Here is a 16,411-nt window from a genome sequence, read left to right on the forward strand (position 1 = left end):
AAGCTGCCTGTCCGCAACCGGCCCCAACTCAGTAAAATATTCTACCAGCTTCAGAAGTGCACCGTCGCAGATAGACGAAGCTGGCGCGGTTCGATCGGCTTGAGATGCCGGTCGTTGATTCCTTCGATCGGCTCGCCGGCCAGGCGCGACGCGTAGTAATATTCGATTTCGTAATCGTGTGCATCGAGCGCGTTGATGAGGTCGACAGCAAGCTCGACCCGCCCAAAATCATAGCCGACCCTTGCATTTACCACCGTCAGCGGGCGGGCGCGGACACTGTTGTCCTCAATGATCGGATAGGGGCCGAAGTGGCGAAGCCGGATCGCTGCTGACGCGTGCTGATACTTGGCGACGACACCCGCCGAAATGACGTTTTCGAGCGCGTTGACGATGTGATCTGCTCCCGGCGGCAGGTCAGTTTCACGCGCATACGACCGTGTATATTGACCATCGACGGTCAGCCAATCGACCGGCTTGTAGAAAGCGCTTAACTCGTAGCCCCGACGCTTCGACGGTCCCACCGGCGACGTTTCACCACCATCGCCCTGGTATTGCAGCTCGGATTTCAGGTTAAGCCACCAGTACGTCGCGGTCAGCGTCATTCCGCTAAAGGGCCGCGTCCGTGCGCCAATTTCGTACCCGCGCGCCTTTACCAAGGGGGTGACCGGAGTTTGCGGACTGCCATCCTTCGGACTGACCGTGATCGTTGTGCCGCGTCCGTCGTTTGAATGAAAACCCTCGCCGTAGTTGGCATACACCTCAATCTGCTTGACCGGGGTCCACGCAATTGCCGCCTTGGGACTGACTATGCCGGCGGTGGCGTGACCCGAATTGGCGGAGATGCTCGACCGAACCTGGAAAGCATATTCATCGCCACGCAACCCAAGAATTACACGAACATTGGGTAATGGGTGGATCGTCGCCTCGGCGAACGCCCCGACCGACTCCTCGTCAACCCGGTCCTGCCGAACTGTCGAGGTGATCTGACCAAATTCCGTATGGTACAATCCGACCGGCGCTATCAGGTCATTTCGGGTGTCGGCCCCGATCGTCAGCTCGATAGGCATACCGAGGTCAAAAGCGAACCGCTTGTCGACCTTGCCGCCGAGCACAAAACGGCTATCGCGCTGCTCAAACTCGTCGCCGTGGACCGGATCGTCGAGGAAATAGGTAAAGTTCGAGATCAGCTTGAACTTATAGTAATGAACGTAGGCGAGGGCACTGATCGGTGTCGTTCCATCCTGGATCCAGTTGACGCTTGCGCCAATCCGCGTGGTCTTACCGCCGAGGTACGGGTCGAGGTAGCCGAGCCGCCCAATCAGACCGGAGTCGATTGCACGCGCAGGAACCTGTTCGGCTGAGCGAAAGTCGACGTGATAGGCGTCGAGGCTGGCGCGCAGTGTCCCACCGCCAACCGGCCCGGTCCACTTGGTTAGGATGTTGAATGCCTTGAGATTGCCGGGAATCTCATACGGACCGTTGTCGTAACGAAACTCCCCACCCAGGAAGAGATCGCCGACGCCGAGTTTGCGCGAACCACCGGCAAGCAAGCGTAGATAGTCGCCGTCGATGCTGCCAGTGCCGGTGACGAACGGCGTCGCGGTATCGATCGTCTTGAATTTGGCAGAGCCGGCGGTGAGAAAGTCGCCGACGTCGGCGCGGTACGGTCCCTTCGCGTAATCGATCGAATCGACGAATTCGGGAATGATGAAATTGATATCGGTGAAGCCCTGCCCGTGGGCATGGGTCCGCATGTTGACCGGCACACCATCGATGAACTGGGCAAAATCGGTGCCGTGATCGAGATTGAAGCCGCGCAGGAAATACTGGTTGGCCTTGCCGCCGCCCGAATGCTGTGTCGCGATGAAGCCGGGAATGACCTCGAGTAGTTCCCCAATGCGCTGGATCGGCCGGTTCTCAAGATCGATCTTGCCGATCGTCCCTTCCGAAGATGAGTCAGCAATGCCGATTAGGTTTGCTGCGCGCCCGGTGACAATGATTTCCGGGCTCGGCATCGCGGCGGCATCGACCGGCGCGGCAGCGTCGGCAACCTCGGCACGGGTGGCGGTGGCAATCAGTGTAGTCCCGAGCAGCATCGCGCGAAGCCAGACCATCGTCACCCTTTTGTTAGGAAGCAGACGAGTGATCTGCTTACGGCTAATACGATGCTCCCTCCGCAGAGGTTGCATTCGTTGCGCGCGACGACGGAAGATAATTCCCGTATCCTTGCCACTGAAAGATACAGCTAATGGATGACCGATGCAGCGCGTGACCGTTTCGCTCGACGAGGACGAGACCGCGGCGTTCGACGCGATCGTCGTCGAACAGGGCTATGCCAGTCGATCCGAGGCGATCCGGGATCTCGTTCGGCGCGCGGTCGATGCAAGGCGGCTGACCTCTACGATCGACGGTGCATGCGTTGCCAACCTGAGCTACGTCTATGACCATCACCTGCCGACGCTTGTCCGCCGCCTGACAGAACTCCAACATGCGAACCACGACCTCGTCGTTGCGACAACGCATGTTCACCTCGACCACGATAATTGCCTGGAATCGACGATGCTCAAGGGACCGGTAGCCGCGGTGCGCGCGCTGGCTGACGGCATCGAGGCAACGGGCGGCGTCCGCTATACGACGCTCAACTTGATCAGCGCGCCGGGCAGCACCAGCAGTGGGCATAAACATAGCCCCGGCCACACGCAGCCCTTACTGCCAAACGATCGATAATGTAGCCCGGGGGCAAGGTCGATGCCCGGCGTCGCTAAAACACGGTGAAATTAGCTTCAAAAATCGCTTGGCAGCATCAACTCCAACCGGTAGCAATGCGACGGTATATCATTGCACTGGAGCTGAGATGCCGCGTTCATCTGCTGTCCTGAAGACTATTCTGCTGGCTGCCGCCTCCGTACCTTCAGTGGCGGCCCGGTCAGCCGATGTCGCAGCTGCGCCATCGGCCAGCGCTCCTGCTGACGAAATTGTCGTAACGGCAAGACGGCTCGACGCAGCGCGCGACGCAATTCTGCCGAGCCTCGGCGCTAGCAAATACACCTTCGACCGGCAGGCGATCGCAGTCTTGCCACAGGGTCAGGATCAGAGCCTCGTCAACCTGCTGCTGCAGGCTCCCGGCGTCGTTCAGGACAGCTACGGCCAGATCCACGTCCGCAACGAGCATGCCAACGTCCAGTACCGGGTCAACGGTGTCATCGTGCCGGAAAGTATCACCGGGTTCGGTCAAACAATCGACGTCCGGTTGGCGGATTCGATCTCGTTGCTGACGGGCACGCTGCCGGCTCAGTATGGCTACCGCACCTCAGGCGTGGTCAACATTACCACACAGACCGGGGCCTTCGCTAATAGCGGTGATGTCGGCTTCTACGGCGGCAGTCGCGGGACAATCGAGCCGAGCGCCTCGATCAAGGGATCGAGCGGCGGCCTCAACTATTTCGCCAGCGGCAGCTATCTGCGGAACGACCTCGGCATCGAAAATCCGACCTCCTCGCGCGATGCGATCCACGACCGGACCGACCAGTTCCGCGGCTTCGCGTATGTCTCCGACATCCTGTCGGAGACGAGCCGGATCAGTGCGTTCGGCGGAGCCTTCTCCGGCCGGTTTCAAATTCCGAATAATCCCGGGCAGATGGCCGGCTTTACCGTCAACGGCGTGTCGGACTTCAACTCGGCGCTACTCAATCAGAACCAGCATGAGAACACCTATTATGGCGTGCTGGCGTACCAATATTCGGCCGATGCGCTATCGGTCCAGGTCGCTCCCTTTGTGCGCTATTCCCGGACGACCTTCACGCCCGATCCGCAGAACGGCGACATCATCTTTAACGGCTTCTCGGACCGGTCGCGGCTTTCGAGCCTCGCCTACGGCGTCCAGACTGACGCCAGCTACAAGTTATCCGACCACCATACCCTGCGCGGCGGCTTCTTTTTCCAAAACGAGCGGACGCGGTCGAGTGTGACGTCGCTGGTCCTTCCGACCGGTGCGCCGAATGCAGCCGGGGGCTTCGATCCGTGCACCTCGGACAATTTCGACCAGTGCGTGCCAACGAGCGACGCTCCCTTTTCGCAGACTGTCGCCGGGACTAAGACCGGGCAGCTCTACGGCGTCTACCTTCAGGACGAGTGGTCGATCACGCCCGAGCTGACGCTCAATTTCGGCGCACGCTTCGATGCGGTCCACGCTTACACTACCGAGAACCAGCTAAGCCCGCGGATCAACCTAGTTTATCAGCCCAGCAAGGCGACCACGTTCCACGCCGGGTATGCCCGCGACTTCACGCCGCCGCCCCAGGAGCTGATCGGTACATCGACCGTCGCTGTTTTCAACAGTACGACCAAGCAATCGGTCGTGCCGTTCGCCGATCCGGTAAAAGCCGAACGCGAGCATTATTTCGACGCCGGTGTTCTCCACACTATCCTGCCCGGGCTGAGCGTCGGCCTAGACGGCTATTACAAGATCAAGCGCAACCTGCTCGACGAGGGCCAGTTTGGCGAGGCGGTTGTCCTGTCGCCGTTCAACTACGCTCAAGGCTATGCGTGGGGCGTCGAGGTGACGACCAACTACCATGCCGGGCCGCTTACGATCTATGGCAACGCTACGCGCGGGCAGGAACAGGGGCGTAATATCGTCTCGAGCCAGTTCTTTTTCGCGCCCGACGAGCTTGCGTACATCGCCAACCACCGCATCTTCACTGACCATAACCAGTTCTGGTCAGCGTCGGCGGGAGCGAGCTATGTTTTCGACGACGGCATCGGCAAGCTGACGCCGACGATCGATGCGATCTACGGCAACGGACTGCGTGCTGGCGATCCCAATGGCATCATTCCCAACGGCGGCAAGCAGCCATCGTACACCGTGGTCAATCTCGGTATCGAGCAGAGCCTCGATGGGCCTGGCTTCCTGAAGGGTCTCTCGGTCCGGTTCGACGTGATCAACGTCGGTGACAAGAGCTACGCCATCCGCGACGGCTCAGGTGTGGGGGTAGGGGCACCGCAGTTTGGACAGCGTCGCGCCTTCTTTGGCGGTATCCGCAAGTCGTTCTGATGAAGCTCGTCGACTTCCTCGCTCACGGCGATCGGCTCTCCAACGACGATTTGCATCGTGTTGCGCCGCGTCGGGGATGGTTGTTGACGCGCTGGCTCGATCGCGGTGCAGTCGGGCTGTCGATGCTTTGCCTGGTTCACTGCCTCGCTTTTCCCGTGGTGGTACTGGCCCTACCCACGATGGGCGAAATCCTGCCGCGACAATGGTGGGTCCACCCGGTGATCTTTGCGCTGGCGGTGCCGATGGCGACGATCGCGCTCGTTCGTGGCTGGTCGGATCATCGCGACCGCCGGCCTGTCCTGCTCGGGGGTCTCGGCCTGGCCCTCCTGGGCCTAGGTCTCCTTGCCGCCGAAGCGAGTGCCGCAGAAGTCCTCCTGACAGTGGCTGGGGGCATGATCGTCGCCGCCGCGCACCTGCTCAACTGGCGGCTGGGGCGGCATGGTCATGCAGGCACCTAACCCCGGCCACCTTGTTATCCGCCCGGGGACTGTTCATATTCGGCGAATGGGAACAGCCACCGCACACAAGCATCGGCTGCCGGCCGGGCCTGCCTTGGTGACGGCTGCGCGAAGCGCGTTTGAGCGAGCCGGGGACCAATGGACCGATTTGCGAGCCACGGTTTTCGATGTCCTTATCAACTTTGAAAAGCCCGCCAGCGCCTACGAGATCACCGATGCCGTATCGAAAGCTACGGCTCGGCGGGTAACGGCCAACACGGTTTACCGCATCCTGGACCTCTTTGTCGCCAGCAACATCGCGGCGCGGGTCGAAAGCAGTAACGCTTATATTGCCACCGCCCATCCCGACTGTCGCCACGATTGCATTTTCCTCGTCTGCGATCGGTGTGGTAAAACTAGTCATATCGATGATGACCGCATTGCCGGCGACATGCGTGCGGCGGCAAGTGCGACTGGGTTTATGCCTTTGCGGCCGGTGCTCGAGGTTAGGGGTTTGTGCGCTGACTGCGCGTGATCTGAGCTGCCCCAACAGATCAATAAAATAAGATCGACGAACGGCAGCTTACCTGCATTTGGTGTCTGAAAGCTGCCAGTCCGTTACCGGCCCCATTGCATACCATGCATACCATGCTACCCCGCCGCTTACGGTTCGGCTATCAAGTAGGGTGCGATCGGGGCACGAGCATGCGCGACCAGAACCGTCCAGCAGTGCTTGCCCATCAACGGTTCGATGCCGATCGAAGCGCTTTCGTCTGCCTCGACCTTGCATCGCGGTTCCAACGCATTCACGAAACCAATCTGTGGGGTGCCTTAACCAGCGTGTCGGGCCTCGGCTCCGAAGCCACAGCGACTGCCAAATTGCAGGCCGATTTGCCCGCGCTCCTGAAAAGCCTCGGGGTGGCATCGCTGCTCGATGCGCCGTGCGGGGACGCTAGCTGGATCATTACGGCCGGCATCGACGTCGACTATATCGGCGTCGACATTGTGCCCGCGCTGATCGGAGCCGCGCGCGTTCGCACTTGGCCTGATCCTGCCAAGATCCGCTTCATGGTCGCCGACATCACCGCCGACAATCTGCCGTGCGCCGACGCCGTGCTCTGCCGCGATTGTCTGGTGCATCTGTCATTCGAGAACATCTGGCGTGCGGTGGAGACTTTCCGGCGCTCGGGGGCCACTTGGCTGATTACCACCACCTTTTCGGACTGGTCCACAAACGTCGATATCGAGGATGGCGACTGGCGAGCGCTTAATTTCATGCGTCCGCCGTTTACCTGGCCGATGCCGCATTTCCTTCTCGATGAAGGGTGCGATGAAGCCAGCGGCGGGTATCGCGATAAGAGCCTTGGGGTCTGGCGGCTGCGGGATATCCGACTCCATGCGGCAGCTATCGAGACACGGGAAGGGAGGGCGCCATGACTGGGTTTCAGGACTCTTTGACTGATCGTCCCGTCCTTCACACCGATCGCCTGTTACTACGTCGCCCTGAAGAACAGGACATGCAGGCGATCGTCGACATTGCAGGCGATTGGGAGGTCGCGAGGCGTCTAGCGCGGATGCCGCACCCCTACACGATCAGCAATGCGCAGTTTTTCATTGATGTCGTGGTGCCGTCGGAACTGGTCTGGTCGATCGTCTGGCGCTCCTCAGAACGAGTTGTTGGCATCATCGGTCTCACGCCAAAAGAGGGCAGCCCTCCCACTGCTGAGCTTGGCTATTATGTTGCTCAGACCGAGTGGGGGAAGGGCATTGCCACCGAAGCCGGGGCGCAGGTCGTGGCCTTTGGCACTGACTTATTTGGTCGGCAGCAACTTACCTCGGGCTATTTCGTCGACAATCCGGCGTCAGGCCGCGTACTCGATAAGCTGGGCTTCAAGCCGGTGGGAACCGCCGATCGGCCATGCCTGACGGAAGGCAATTTTAAACCCTCGATTGAGATGCGGCTCATTTAAGCGAGCCACCATGCTTTTGTTAACGATCCAAACCAACGTTTGAACTCTGGCAGCCGAGGCATGGTGCGGCGGCTCGGCACCGACGATAGCTCTATTCGTCACGCGGTATAGGCTGCGTGACGAATAGAGCGAAGAAGATGTGGTTTTAAGCGGCGACGCTGACCGTGCCGGCGCGGCGGCGCATGACGCCGCCGACGACGCCGAAGCCGGCGAGCATCATTGCCCAACTGGCGGGCTCGGGAACCCCTCCGACAGTTGGCACGCCAGCGAATACCCGCAGTTCAGCTAGGCCGTACTCGTTGGCACTACAGCACGGCGTATTCACCGAAGCGACGCTCGTCGGAAGAAACTGGAGGTAGCGAAATGTGCTGCTGCTCAACGATGTGAACGATTGAGCGGCAATCGGGTCGGTGACCGGCGCGGCTGTTAGCGTCCCCGACGCGACGGTCGTCGTAGGTCCCGTTAATGTAAATCCATTGCCCCCATCCAGCCCGACGGAATTACCTGCGACGATCGAGAAATTACCTGTGCCGCGATCCCCATAGAAAGCGTTGTGCGTGTTGAACAGGTCGAAGCTGGCGATCGTATATTTCGCCCCCAAATCGACAGTAATGTAGGCATTCTGCGGCCCATTTTCGGCATTAATCCAATAGTGGTAAACACCAGGTGTCGTATCGTAGACCGATCCTGTCTGCTGATCGAAAATATTGGCGGCAATCTGCAAGTTACCGTAGCTGCCGGTGTTGCCAATAACCGAGCCTGGGGAAAGGATAATCTGCGCTGCCGTCGCTGGCAGCGCAAACGCAGTCAGCGCCGCAGCGCCGCACAACAACCAATTCAGTTTCATTGTTTTCCCCTTTTGTCCGCGACCGTTGCTGTAGGTTCGTTAATATGCCCTTCAGTTTTTGGTCGAAATCACGCAGGATGATACCTCTCCGTCTTGAGGGGTGCCATGTTTCAGCAACACACAGGACGGATGCCCGCCGAGCTGGCAGCGGCCACTTCACTGGCTGACTTGGCCGCGCGTTTTCAGATCGCCGTTGAGGTCTGCGGCATGACCGCTTCAGCGAGCGGCATGGTGTCTGGTCCTCGTGTCCTTGGGCCGAACCAGTTCCATTTCACCAACTGGCCGGCGGCATGGCTTGCCCTGTATCAGGCGCGGGGCTTCGCGAAGTTCGATCCCTTGCCACGATGGGCGATTATCTCGGGGGAGGCGGTTGCGTGGAGCGAGATAATGGCTCGGTTGGAACCGAGCGACCCAGGCTTCCAGGTCTACGCGGCAGCCGGGGTGCATGGCTTTTTCGAGGGGTTCGCAACGCCGGTGCGCGGGCGAACCGGCGCGCTTGGGCTGGTCGCCGTCGCCGGGGGCCGCCGCGCTGAGTTTAATGCCGACGAACGCGCTTATCTCCAGTCGATCTCGATTGCGGCCCTTCATCGTGGCGAGGAGCTGCTCGGTGTTCCCAAGCCGTTGGTCGGTACCTTCACCCCACGCGAGCACGAGTGCGTCGCGCTGCTCCGCCAGGGCTTTACCGACCCTGAAATTGGCCGGGTGATCGGCATCTCACCCACAACGGTCAAATTTCATCTAGACAACGCACGGCGCAAAACCGGCACAAGAAACCGGGTCGAACTCGCCGTCGGCGCGCATGCATTCCCCGTACAGGGCTTGGTGGATGCGGCGCTTAAGTAACACGTTGTCTAGCTCAGGCCAGCTGCGCGAATTGTGAGTTATATATATGATAATGTCCTTTATCAGACATTGTAGGCGCGCTAATGTGGGCCGATGACCTACCGTGTTCGCATCGCCCCAGTCCCCACCGTCATCGACGACAACGAGGCGCCAGTCGTCGGCGCGCGGGTGCTGGAGATCATCTTCCCCGGCGACACCATCGATACCGCTGCGGGTCGGATCAACATCATCGTCGGGGCGGGCACCGCTAAGATCATGGTCGCCGGCAAGATTTTGCGGAGCATCCCGTTATGCTGATGCGGCTGACGATCTTGGGGCTGGCGGGGATGGCCGCGATCGCGCCAGCATTGGCCGACTCAGGCGGCTTACGGCTCGCTGCCGCTGGTGACCGTTCTCGGCCGTCTCCAGCAGCAGCCGCGTGTCCTTTCCTAGTCGATAGTCCGACGACGATCGCGGCCAAGAGTGATTCGCCGGCGGAAGCGATACAAGTGATCGGCGAGATGGCGGACAAGGGCGAGCCGTTTCAGGTGTCCGATGCTCTGCCAGCCGGGCCACATCCTCCGTGGTCACGGTTCGTGTCCGCACAGGGGCAAGGCTGTGATCTGACAATTGACTACGAGCACGGAGGCATCGGCCATTTCCGGGCAAAAAAGCGTCTGCATTTTGACGGCCTGAATTGGACCCTAGTCAACCGATGAGCCATGCCGTGTTCAGCCACTGGCTGCGACGACGGCAAGAGCGTGCTGTGCCAAACGATGCGTTTGGGCAAAGTCTGATCGACGACATCCGGTTTTTGGTGCGTTTTCAGCGCTGCCGGTCAACTCCGGTCACCTGGATGCCAGCAACAGCCTGCGAGAAAAAACGCTGGGACGCGCATTCAGTGATCGGCCGGTTTGGTGACCCGTACGCCGTCGCGGTGGTCAACGGTGAGGAGTGGGTGGTCCGCGAGCGGATCTGGCATGGGTGGCCCGATCCTGCGCGCTTTGTATTCTTTGCCGTGTCCGACGAGCGCATTCGGGTTGCGGTAGATTTCAATGCCTGGCCGCAGGTCTGGGTAGCGCCGGCGGGACCCGGCATCGGGATCGAAATGCAAGCTTTGGAGAACGAAGAGTGAGCCAGCTTGCCTCCCTGCCGTCGCCAAGTCTCGTGCTGCCGGCGCTGATCATGACAGGCGGTGAGCGCACGCGGGTCCGCTTCCTCGAATTCTTTGCAGTGACGATCCGCAATCCCAACACGCGCCGCGCCTACGTCCAGGCGACTAATGAATTTTTGGGCTGGTGTGAGGGCAGGGGAGTTGCCTCGATCGCCGCGGTGAAACCGCTTCACGTCGCCGGCTACGTCGAGGAGCTTGGCCGCGTGCGCAGCGCGCCGACGGTCAAACTGCGTTTGGCAGCGGTACGTTACCTGTTCGACTGGCTGGTGATCGGTCAGATCGTGCCGGCCAATCCGGCTGCGTCGGTGCGGGGGCCGAGCCACAGCGTCCGCCGCGGCAAGACTCCGGTGCTGGCCCCGGCCGAGGCCCGCCAGCTACTCGATGCGATCGACGTGTCTACTCCCTCCGGCCTGCGTGACCGGGCGCTGATCGGGCTAATGACCTACAGCTTTGCGAGGGTAGGGGCCGCGTTGGCGATGCGAGTCGAGGACGTCTACATCCAGAACCGGCGGTTATGGGTGCGGCTGCACGAGAAGAGTGGCAAGCGCCACGACTTGCCGTGCCATCATAACCTTGAGGCGTATTTAGAATCCTATATCGATGGCTGCAGTCTACGCGACGATCGCAAGGGGCCGCTGTTTCGGACACTGGGGCGGGGAACGCGGCAGCTGAGCGCGACGCCGCTACCGCAGGCCAATGCGTTTGCCATGGTTCGCCGGCGGGCGGCAGCTGCCGGTATCGCGACGGCGATCGGCAACCACTCGTTCCGCGCGACCGGGATCACCGCCTACCTCAAAAACGGCGGCACGCTGGAAAAGGCGGCGGCGATGGCCAACCATGCCTCTACCCGGACCACCCAGCTCTACGACCGGCGGACCGACGAGATGAGCCTTGATGAGGTCGAACGCGTGCTGATCTGACGGGCGGACAGAAGCAGCCGTCACCCGATCTTGGCCATCTGCCTTGATCTTTGCAGGGCGGATCAATTAGGGCGCGTGTCAATGGAGCGCATTGGTTGATTTCTCGCTTTCCGGATATCACAGAAAGGTCGGCAGATCGTTCGGTGCTGCCGTGGCGCTTTGTTGTCGGCGTTCTTCTCCACATCGTCGTGCCGGTCTACGCTGTCGTCCTTGCTGCCGCGTTGGTGCCCGGCCTCGGCACGCCGGCGTGGCACCCGGTTGCAGCCGCAGCGCACATAAGCATGTGGTTCGTGCCGCTCTATACGCTCGCAACCGTTGTGACGGGTGTCGGCGCTGCTTGGCTCATGCACGCGGGATCGCACCTCCGGCCGATCTTGCTTCCGCGCAGCGGATATCGACCGGTGCCGGCCTCTACGCCGAAATGTGTTCGGGATGCCATTTAGGCCCAGGCGTTGAGAAGTCCGAAATGAGCCAAGGACTTTACCCGCAAGCCCCCGAGCTGGCGACGGTGCAAGACCTCACCCCCGCCCAGCAATTCTGGATCATCAAGCACGGCGTCAAGCTGAGCGCGATGCCGGCATGGGGTAGCACCCATCCCGACCCGCTGATCTGGGATATGGTCGCGTTCGTCCGAAAACTCCCGGGTATGACGCCTGCACAATACAAGGCGACCGTCGCCAGCGCACCCGAAGATCACGATGCGATGATGAGAGATATGGCGCACAAATAGGGAGACCGGGAAATGGATAAACAGGGGCGGCGGAATGGGCCACGGCCGGTTCGCCGCAATGATCGCGACCCCCGGGAACGTATTCGCAGACGGAAAGCTACACCCGGCGCCGTTCCGATAAGCCAGTCCATGCAATGATGTTCGCGACGTTTCCAGCTTGGCTTCACACGCTCGCGATCCTCTCGCTAGCGGTAGGCGCAGTGTGTGCGATCACGATCGCGCTCGATGAGACGGGGCGTCCACAGAAAATGTGGATCATGAATCTGGTATGGCCGCTAACCGCGCTGTTTGGTAGCCTCCTGTGGACAGCAGGCTACTATATCTGGGGACGCGCGAAGACCAAAAACCAAGATGACGAGGCGAAACCGCCTTTCCCGGTGATGGTGGCCAAAGGGTCGAGCCATTGCGGCGCGGGCTGCACGCTTGGGGACATCATCGCGGAGTGGGCAGCGTTCGCAATCCCATCGATCGCGATATGGTTTGGTTGGCACAGCATCTTTGCCGAGAAGACGTTTGCGGTCTGGATACCCGACTTCATTCTCGCTTTCGGGATCGGCATCGTCTTCCAGTATTTTACGATCGCACCAATGAGAGGCCTTGGCTTGGGTGAGGGTATCGTAGCTGCGGTGAAGGTCGATATCGCGTCAATCAGCGCGTGGCAGATCGGCATGTACGGGCTGATGGCCGCTATCCAGTTCGGATGGTATTCGAACGCTTTTGGCGGCATCGCAGCGGTGAATACCCCCGAGTTCTGGTTCGCGATGCAGCTCTCGATGTTGTCGGGGTTCTGCACTAGCTATCCCGTTAACTGGCTGTTGATCCGCGCGGGATTGAAGGAAGAAATGTAGCCAGAGTGCTGATGTCAAAACCGGTTGGTTTTAAAATCTGCGCCACGCTACCCGTCGATGCGGCTCTGCGAAGGTGAGAACCCCGCTCGACATGGTCGGCGACTGCTATTGGCATTCGGGCTCGGTGATGACCGACACGGGGTCGCTAGCCGCTATCGGAACCGCAACTATCCGAACGGCAGCTATCCTGCGTACCACGTCCGAAAGCTGCCAGGCAGTTACCGGCCCCCTCTTCACATAATGTGTCGTCGCTTCCTTCAGGGCGGGGACGGGGTGGGGAACGGACATGCAGCTATTGAGGGTTACCAGCGGCAAAGCCGCCGTTGAGACTACGGTTTAGTTCGATGCGGCGGTGGGTCCGCATTTTGAAAGTGTCGGGTCCGACACGCCGAACCTCGGAGAAGCCCAGAGATCGCCAGAAGCGTTCGCCTGCTTCGTTCGCTTCGAGGACTGCCAACCGGATTTCAGTGGCACCCCTTGCAGCGGCCCAGTCTTCGATTTTCGAATAGATCGACCGGCCCACACCTCGACCACGCTGGACAGCATCGACGATCATAAAACCAAGATACCATGCGCCATCGTGCGGATAATTGCGGAGGATCGCCGCTATTGCATAAATGCCGTCTTCCCCCTTCCAGCCTAACACGGTTTGATCGCGAGCATCTCTTTCCGGCGGCACGTCAGTGAAAAGCTCGTGAGCATCTGCCATCGTGGGCACCGCTCCGTCCTGCAAAAGGAAGTAGTCGGCGCACCGGCTATATAGGCTCGCAACGTCAGCGGCGTCGGCTCCTGTGAGTTCGATCGGCAAATGACAGGGTGATTGGGACGCCATATGCGAGATATACAATGCCTCGGGCGAAAGTCTGCCTTCAGGTTTATGATCGCTGCCCCAGGCGTCCGACATTGGGGGCGTGAGCCGCCGCCGGGTCCTCGGTCTGGGGACTGGCAGCTATCCCGCTTTCACCGCCCGGAAGCGGACTGTCTGGATTCGGCCCCATGCTGGCGGGACACTCTAGCTGCAACAGTTGATTAGGTGCGCCGATTCGTTATCAGCAGTGCACACTTGCCGCCGGGATCAGGCCTAGAAGGCGGAATTCGGCAAGGCCACGGCTCGATAGGCGCTGTGTCACCGCGCTTCCCGTGCAGCTCGCCAGAACTCGCCCATCCGGCGATCGAGCGATGGCGGGATGACCGGAAGCAGCCCTGAACCAGGGTAGACTGTAAGTTCGCCGAATAAGGGAACGCCATCGACTTCATAAAAATCAGCTCGGAGAAAATCATAGTCAGCCGCTAGCGTCTCGGCTGCTATTATGATGCGGTCGAGCGTCGCGGGCGCAATCGGGTCCGGATCAGATGTAGCCGGAGAAACGCGTCGCCATCGGCGGTCCATTACAATCCATCGGTGCGCGCTCGCGCGGTCGAGGTGGACCTGAACGAACTCGACACGCCCACCGAACACAAAGCACTTGTAGTCAATCGGCAGGATCTGATCGGAACCAATGTACGGCTCCACAATCAGCCCTCGCGGCACCTTCCCGTAGGCCCACTCGTCTAGCCACCGGCCGTAGCGCGCGCCGGACCAGCGCCGCACCATTCGCCTCGCCTTTGGCCAGTCATCAATCTTGCGAACGAAAGCTACCTGGTTGCAGCCACCCCGTGGCTTGACGACCAATGGCGTTGGCCAAGGCGTTAGATGTGGCAGGTCGTGGCCGTGCCATAGCGTCGGGATGATCCAATCGGCCCCCAGCATGGCAGCGACCAACGTCTTGACCGCCACCTTGTCGAGCAGCACCGGCAATCTGACGTCGCGATCGAAGAGCTTGCGGTGCTGCACCCATTCCGTGAACAGCTGTGGCTCGCGCAACCGCAATGCACGATTATGCCGCCAAATATACGTTAAATGAACGCGTGCAGGCGCAAAAAGTGACTCCGCTGTCATTCGCCAACAGTAGTGTTGCATAGGAAGAACGCCAGCCTCCGATCTCTCACAAATCAGAGGACGGGATCGGGTCCTAGGCCACCGCCGGTTCGCAACGCGTCGAACAGCAGCTATCCCCTTCGGGGCCTTAGAGCAGACAGGCAGCGATCGGCCCCGAACTAGCCAACATCTGATGCCAGAAAGCGAGTTGCCACTTTGGGATGACTTTGTGCGCACAAACCATCATGCGGAATTCGCGTCGCCCGTCAGCGTCTGCTGACCAACTTAACCCACGGATCGACATCGGCAGCCAGAGCCATGGGCTCGTGCTGCGATCGTGCACTAGCCAGCAACACTCGCGCCCGAGCCCAATGGCCCGCCATTGCTTGCAGCTTGGCAGCGACGAACGGTGAAACCTCACCACTGGACGCTTTTGCCTCTGCCGCCGCACTGAGATTGTCGAGCATGGCGTCGCGGCCAACCTTCGCATAGTTCGAGGTAGCATTGGCAAAGAGCTGCTGGACAACACGGTCGCCGCGAAGTTCGGCGGCGCGATGCCCTTCGCGGAGGAAGCCCTCGCTATCCCCTTCAGATAGCAGTGCATCGGCAAGATAGCCGTGGGCAGACATATGGTTTGGATCGGTGGCGACGACTTCCTGCAGCGCCTTGACGGCAGCTGCCGCGTGGCCGGCCTGAAACAGCAAGAGACCGCGGTCGGCCAAGATCGCCACCTGTTCGGGGTCCAGATTGCGGGCAATGTCGATTTCGCGGAGCGCGGCCTCGTGTTGCCCGACGACGCCCAAGGCGGTGGCGTACCAGTGGTGTGTTTGGGCATCGTTTGGCGCGACCGCGACCGCACGGCTAAACTCCGCCAGCGCGTTATCGTCCTGATGCTTCCACCAGAAATCGATGAAGGCACGCGCACGCAGAGCTGAAGGCAGCGTCGGCGACAGGCTCAGCGCCGCGTTGGTAGCGCTGTCCGCCCGTGTGAAAGCTTCACCATCGGGCACTGTGCCAAACTCGCGGATGAGTAAATAGGCGTCTGCCAGTCCGGTGTAAGCTGCCGCATTACGGGGGTCGCGAGCAATCGACTGACCGAACAAGCCAATCGACGCCTGCAACGAAGCTGGCGTTCGCTGCGCCCACAAGTGGCGACCGCGCATATAAAGATCGTTCGCCTCACTGTCGTTGCTGCCGATTGTGGGGCCGGGCGACGCCCAAACGCTTTGCAACGACGGAATCACAGTCAAACTGCCAATGGCCAAAATGGCGGTGGCGATGCCAATGGCGAGTCGCGGACGTCGGGGAAGAGATGACAATATTCTGCCGACGGCCATCGGCACCATTATTCGCGATCTTGGTGGCTGCTGTGCGGATGCGTACGACGAAGGCACGACAAGAGCGTCATCCGTCGGCGCCGTTTCACTCTCCGAGATGCCTAAGCCACAGTTCCATGCATCCAGTTCGTCGCGAAAAACAAATACTGCCGATCGTAGGCTGCCGGGCGCACGGTGGATGGGAAGTCCGCGCGACACTTCCCACCGCATGACTGTCCGTTCATCGCGGAAAAGCGCGGCCGCAATCGCTTTCCATCCCTCGATCCGCACCCGTTCAGCTGTCATGCCAGTCGGTCCCTCGGCGCAATCCTAGCGGATTGGGCCGCAAACGAAAGCAGCGCGGCGGCACGCGCCG

The 16,411-nt window shown here is 60.5% G+C and carries 17 protein-coding genes and 1 pseudogene; 13 read left to right on the plus strand and 5 right to left on the minus strand.

Annotation, left to right across the window (positions count from 1 at the left end; all coding sequences use genetic code 11):
* Positions 1-50: 50 nt before the first annotated feature.
* Entirely contained in the window at positions 51-2,114 is a 2,064-nt protein-coding gene (locus KTC28_RS19605; protein WP_216710468.1) for a TonB-dependent receptor, read from the minus strand.
* Between the two features lie 145 nt (positions 2,115-2,259).
* Between KTC28_RS19605 and nikR the strand changes: the two genes are divergently transcribed.
* The 6 genes from nikR to KTC28_RS19635 all read left to right on the plus strand — a co-directional run bounded on the left by nikR (position 2,260) and on the right by KTC28_RS19635 (position 7,460).
* A complete protein-coding gene (gene nikR / locus KTC28_RS19610; RefSeq protein WP_216710467.1) occupies positions 2,260-2,727 on the plus strand; it encodes a nickel-responsive transcriptional regulator NikR in 468 nt (155 codons plus the stop codon).
* 187 nt (positions 2,728-2,914) lie between these two features.
* Positions 2,915-5,053 carry a TonB-dependent receptor gene (locus KTC28_RS19615; RefSeq protein ID WP_216710466.1) on the plus strand — a complete coding sequence of 713 codons (2,139 nt, stop codon included), beginning with the start codon at positions 2,915-2,917 and terminating at the stop codon, positions 5,051-5,053.
* Positions 5,053-5,511 (plus strand): MerC domain-containing protein, encoded by a 459-nt coding sequence (locus KTC28_RS19620; RefSeq protein WP_216710465.1) that lies wholly within the window; start codon positions 5,053-5,055, stop codon positions 5,509-5,511. The genes KTC28_RS19615 and KTC28_RS19620 overlap by 1 nt, the downstream gene beginning before the upstream one ends.
* Before the next feature lie 46 nt (positions 5,512-5,557).
* Positions 5,558-6,025 carry a Fur family transcriptional regulator gene (locus tag KTC28_RS19625; protein ID WP_216710464.1) on the plus strand — a complete coding sequence of 156 codons (468 nt, stop codon included), beginning with the start codon at positions 5,558-5,560 and terminating at the stop codon, positions 6,023-6,025.
* Between the two features lie 170 nt (positions 6,026-6,195).
* Positions 6,196-6,927, plus strand: coding sequence for a class I SAM-dependent methyltransferase (locus KTC28_RS19630; protein ID WP_216710463.1), 732 nt, complete (start codon positions 6,196-6,198; stop codon positions 6,925-6,927).
* An 80-nt stretch (positions 6,928-7,007) separates the two neighbouring features.
* Positions 7,008-7,460, plus strand: a complete 453-nt coding sequence (locus KTC28_RS19635; RefSeq protein WP_255602592.1) for a GNAT family N-acetyltransferase — start codon at positions 7,008-7,010, stop codon at positions 7,458-7,460.
* A gap of 145 nt (positions 7,461-7,605) precedes the next feature.
* Here KTC28_RS19635 and KTC28_RS19640 read toward each other — a convergent pair whose 3' ends face one another.
* Entirely contained in the window at positions 7,606-8,307 is a 702-nt protein-coding gene (locus KTC28_RS19640) for a PEPxxWA-CTERM sorting domain-containing protein (RefSeq protein WP_216710461.1), read from the minus strand.
* A gap of 207 nt (positions 8,308-8,514) precedes the next feature.
* On the opposite strand from KTC28_RS19640, the gene KTC28_RS19645 reads away from it, so the two are divergent.
* The 7 genes and pseudogenes from KTC28_RS19645 to KTC28_RS19675 all read left to right on the plus strand — a co-directional run bounded on the left by KTC28_RS19645 (position 8,515) and on the right by KTC28_RS19675 (position 12,801).
* The gene (locus KTC28_RS19645; protein WP_223132361.1) at positions 8,515-9,150 is read left to right on the plus strand and encodes a LuxR family transcriptional regulator; all 636 of its coding nucleotides are present in this window, start codon (positions 8,515-8,517) and stop codon (positions 9,148-9,150) included.
* A 93-nt stretch (positions 9,151-9,243) separates the two neighbouring features.
* Positions 9,244-9,447 carry a hypothetical protein gene (locus tag KTC28_RS19650; protein WP_216710459.1) on the plus strand — a complete coding sequence of 68 codons (204 nt, stop codon included), beginning with the start codon at positions 9,244-9,246 and terminating at the stop codon, positions 9,445-9,447.
* A complete protein-coding gene (locus KTC28_RS19655; protein WP_216710458.1) occupies positions 9,441-9,848 on the plus strand; it encodes a hypothetical protein in 408 nt (135 codons plus the stop codon). Before KTC28_RS19650 ends, KTC28_RS19655 begins: the two co-directional genes overlap by 7 nt.
* A complete protein-coding gene (locus KTC28_RS19660) occupies positions 9,845-10,264 on the plus strand; it encodes a hypothetical protein (protein WP_216710457.1) in 420 nt (139 codons plus the stop codon). The genes KTC28_RS19655 and KTC28_RS19660 overlap by 4 nt, the downstream gene beginning before the upstream one ends.
* The gene (locus KTC28_RS19665; protein WP_216710456.1) at positions 10,261-11,223 is read left to right on the plus strand and encodes a tyrosine-type recombinase/integrase; all 963 of its coding nucleotides are present in this window, start codon (positions 10,261-10,263) and stop codon (positions 11,221-11,223) included. Before KTC28_RS19660 ends, KTC28_RS19665 begins: the two co-directional genes overlap by 4 nt.
* Positions 11,224-11,563: 340 nt before the next feature.
* Positions 11,564-11,953, plus strand: a pseudogene (locus KTC28_RS19670) (c-type cytochrome); the annotation flags it as partial.
* A 134-nt stretch (positions 11,954-12,087) separates the two neighbouring features.
* Complete coding sequence (locus KTC28_RS19675; RefSeq protein ID WP_216711704.1) at positions 12,088-12,801, plus strand: DUF4396 domain-containing protein; 714 nt, start codon at positions 12,088-12,090, stop codon at positions 12,799-12,801.
* 292 nt (positions 12,802-13,093) lie between these two features.
* On the opposite strand, the gene KTC28_RS19680 is transcribed toward KTC28_RS19675, so the two are convergent.
* From KTC28_RS19680 to KTC28_RS19690, 3 genes are all read right to left on the minus strand, one after another.
* Positions 13,094-13,705: a GNAT family N-acetyltransferase gene (locus tag KTC28_RS19680; RefSeq protein WP_255602595.1), complete on the minus strand. Its 612-nt coding sequence runs from the start codon at positions 13,703-13,705 to the stop codon at positions 13,094-13,096.
* A gap of 222 nt (positions 13,706-13,927) precedes the next feature.
* Positions 13,928-14,665, minus strand: coding sequence for an ATP-grasp fold amidoligase family protein (locus KTC28_RS19685; protein ID WP_255602596.1), 738 nt, complete (start codon positions 14,663-14,665; stop codon positions 13,928-13,930).
* A gap of 320 nt (positions 14,666-14,985) precedes the next feature.
* Positions 14,986-16,341 carry a hypothetical protein gene (locus KTC28_RS19690; protein ID WP_216711539.1) on the minus strand — a complete coding sequence of 452 codons (1,356 nt, stop codon included), beginning with the start codon at positions 16,339-16,341 and terminating at the stop codon, positions 14,986-14,988.
* Between the last annotated feature and the right edge of the window lie 70 nt (positions 16,342-16,411).

The sequence above is a fragment of the Polymorphobacter megasporae genome, assembly GCF_018982885.2.
GTDB lineage: Bacteria > Pseudomonadota > Alphaproteobacteria > Sphingomonadales > Sphingomonadaceae > Polymorphobacter_B > Polymorphobacter_B megasporae.